At 67.5% G+C, this 2,042-nt stretch carries 1 protein-coding gene; it reads left to right on the top strand.

The window, feature by feature from the left end; genetic code table 11:
- The first annotated feature begins 11 nt into the window (after window positions 1-11).
- Window positions 12-1,970: an acetate--CoA ligase gene (acs, locus tag HCC78_RS32275; protein WP_172332779.1), complete on the top strand. Its 1,959-nt coding sequence runs from the start codon at window positions 12-14 to the stop codon at window positions 1,968-1,970.
- Window positions 1,971-2,042: the final 72 nt, after the last annotated feature.

Genomic DNA, 2,042 nt, shown 5'->3' with positions numbered 1-2,042 from the left:
GGGAGAGACGAATGCTCGAGAAGGTTGATGGGGTATATCCTCCGTCTGCGGAGGTTGCGGCCTCGGCGCTTGTGAACGAGGCGCAGTACCTGGAAATGTACGAGCGCTCCATCGCGGACCCCGAAGGGTTCTGGGGAGACGCGGCGCGCGAAAGGCTCGACTGGATCAAGCCGTTCGGCAAGGTCAAGGACACCTCCTTCGAACTCGGAAAGGTCTCGGTCAAGTGGTTCGAGGACGGCACGCTCAACGTCGCCGCCAACTGCATCGACCGCCACCTGGAGACCCGCGGCAGCCAGACCGCCATCATCTTCGAGCCGGACGACCCCAACGAGCCGGCGCGCCACATCACCTACCGCCAGCTCCATGCGGAAGTCTGCAAGTTCGCCAACATCCTCGAGGATCTGGGCGTGCGCAAGGGCGACCGCGTGGTGCTCTACCTGCCGATGATCCCCGAGGCCGCCTATGCGATGCTGGCCTGCGCCCGGATCGGCGCGATCCATTCCATCGTCTTCGCCGGCTTCTCGCCCGACGCGCTGTCGGCGCGGATCAACGGCGCAGGCGCCAAGCTGGTGATCACCGCCGACTACGCCCCGCGCGGCGGCCGGATGACGCCGCTGAAGTCGAATGCCGATGCCGCGCTGCTGCATTGCCGCGACGACGTGAAGATGCTGGTCGTCAAGCGCACCGGCGGCCAGACCACCTGGGTCGACGGCCGCGATTTCGACTATGCCGAGCTGCATGCCGAGGCCGATGACCGCCACCGCGCGGCCGAGGTCGGCGCCGAGGATCCGCTGTTCATCCTCTACACCTCCGGCTCCACCGGCCAGCCCAAGGGCGTGGTGCACAGCTCCGGCGGCTACCTGCTCTATGCCGCGATGACGATGCAGTACGTCTTCGACTACCAGGAGGGCGACATCTTCTGGTGCACCGCCGATGTCGGCTGGGTGACCGGCCACAGCTACATCGTCTACGGGCCGCTCGCCAACGGCGCGACCACGGTGATGTTCGAGGGCGTGCCGACCTATCCGGATGCCTCGCGCTTCTGGCAGGTCTGCGAGAAGCACCGCGTCAACCAGTTCTACACCGCCCCGACCGCGATCCGCGCGCTGATGGGCAAGGGCCCGGATTTCGTCGAGAAATGCGACCTGACGAGCTTGCGGATCCTCGGCACGGTGGGCGAGCCGATCAACCCCGAGGCCTGGAACTGGTACAACGACCATGTCGGCAAGGGCCGCTGCCCGATCGTCGACACCTGGTGGCAGACCGAGACCGGCGGCCACCTGCTGACGCCGCTGCCCGGCGCGACGGCGCTGAAGCCGGGCTCCGCCACCCTGCCCTTCTTCGGGGTGCAGCCGGTGGTGCTCGACCCGCATACCGGCCAGGAGATCCCCGAGACCGAATGCGAGGGCGTGCTCTGCCTGAAGGACAGCTGGCCGGGCCAGATGCGCACCGTCTGGGAGGATCACGAGCGCTTCGAGAAGACGTATTTCTCGGACTACAAGGGCTACTACTTCTCCGGCGACGGCTGCCGGCGGGACAGGGACGGCTACTACTGGATCACCGGGCGGGTGGATGACGTGATCAACGTCTCGGGCCACCGGATGGGCACGGCCGAGGTCGAGAGCGCGCTGGTGGCGCATGCCAAGGTGGCCGAGGCCGCGGTGGTGGGCTATCCGCACGAGATCAAGGGCCAGGGCATCTACTGCTACGTGACGCTGATGAACGGGGTGGAGCCGACCGAGGACCTGGCGAAGGAGCTGCGGACCTGGGTGCGCAGCGAGATCGGCCCGATCGCCTCGCCGGACCTGATCCAGTGGGCGCCGGGGCTGCCGAAGACGCGCTCGGGCAAGATCATGCGGCGGATCCTGCGCAAGATCGCGGAGAACGACTACGGCTCGCTGGGCGACACCTCGACGCTGGCCGAGCCGGCGGTGGTCGACGACCTGATCGAGAACCGCAGGAACCGCTGAGACGGTTGTCCCCGGCCCCGGGAGGCAGAAGCCCCCCGCAGCCAGGGACCGGAAAAGGGCGCCAATGCGCCC

It is taken from the genome of Mangrovicoccus sp. HB161399 (assembly GCF_013184745.1).
Classification (GTDB): Bacteria; Pseudomonadota; Alphaproteobacteria; order Rhodobacterales; family Rhodobacteraceae; genus Mangrovicoccus.
The sequence above is the reverse complement of the archived record's forward strand: the minus strand, read 5'-3'. Positions and strand labels throughout refer to the sequence as shown.

Excerpts from the sequence above, each read along its gene's own strand:
- acs (WP_172332779.1), top strand. The coding sequence starts at position 12 with ATGCTCGAGAAGGTTGATGGGGTATATCCTCCGTCTGCGGAGGTTGCG.